This is a genomic window from Neisseria sp. P0009.S007 (genome assembly GCF_051962515.1).
The window spans coordinates 1-922 of sequence record NZ_JBQCVF010000634.1 but is presented as its reverse complement, the minus strand read 5'-3'; the positions used below and the strand labels follow the sequence as shown (position 1 = coordinate 922).

The following is a 922-nucleotide window of genomic DNA, read 5'->3' as shown; positions in this document are numbered from 1 at the left end:
ATCGCCCACACCCCCGATGCCATCGTCGAAGTCAGCGGCAAACTGCCTAACGGCAAAGTCGGCCGCGGTTTCTACAATTTTGACCATCCTGAAACCGACGGCGGCGTACACGGCCACATCTACTACGAAAACTGCGCATCCATCTACCTTTTGGAACGTCCTTTCATGGGCAAAGCCACTTGCTCGCTCAACTTTATCAACCGCAACGGCGGCGCCATGTTTAAAATTTTCGTCGGCCGCGACGAAGCAGGCGAGTTGAAACAACATCAAATCGAAGCCATGCGCAAACTGTTTGATGCCGCTTAAACAGTTTCAGACGGCCTGAAAATCCGTTCCTTGTTGAATAGAGGAGCGGATTTTCTAACAACAAACATCTACCATACAAAGGACCCCAAACATGCAACTCATCTTCGGAGCCAACGGCCCATCCGGCCGCGCCTATATCCGCACATTGACTGACTCAGCCGATGTCGTTGCCGTATTGAGAAAGCCGTCTGAAGACAGCTTTTTTGCCGAACACAATATTCAAACCGTCGTCGCCGATGCACTTGATGCCGACGCGCTCGATAAAGCGTTGGCACAATACCGTCCCGATACCGTGATCAGTTTTGTCGGCGGCAAAAACGAAGAGGGCGTCCGCAGCGATGCGCTGAGCAATATCAACATCATTGCCGCTACAAAAGCCGTCAATCCGCAAGCCCGCTTTGTACTGATTACCAGCATGGGCTGCGGCGAACAATGGGACATGATGAGCGAGCCGTTCAAACAGGCACTCGGCGAAGCCGTTCGTGCAAAAACGGAAGCCGAAATCTATCTCAAACAAAGCGGTTTGAATTGGACCATCTTGCGCCCCTGCGGCCTTGCCGATGGCGAAGATAATGCCTATACCTTGACACAAAATGCCCAAGAAATTCCGCAAAAA

General features: G+C 51.8%; 2 protein-coding genes. Both read left to right on the top strand.

From position 1 onward, the window contains the following. A partial coding sequence (hutX, locus tag ACTHS3_RS15315) for a heme utilization cystosolic carrier protein HutX (RefSeq protein WP_440368410.1) occupies positions 1-306 on the top strand: 306 nt, incomplete at its 5' end. Positions 307-397: 91 nt separating this feature from the next. Beyond that, positions 398-922, top strand: a 525-nt coding sequence (locus ACTHS3_RS15310) for an NAD(P)H-binding protein (protein WP_440368409.1), incomplete at its 3' end; no start/stop codon positions are given.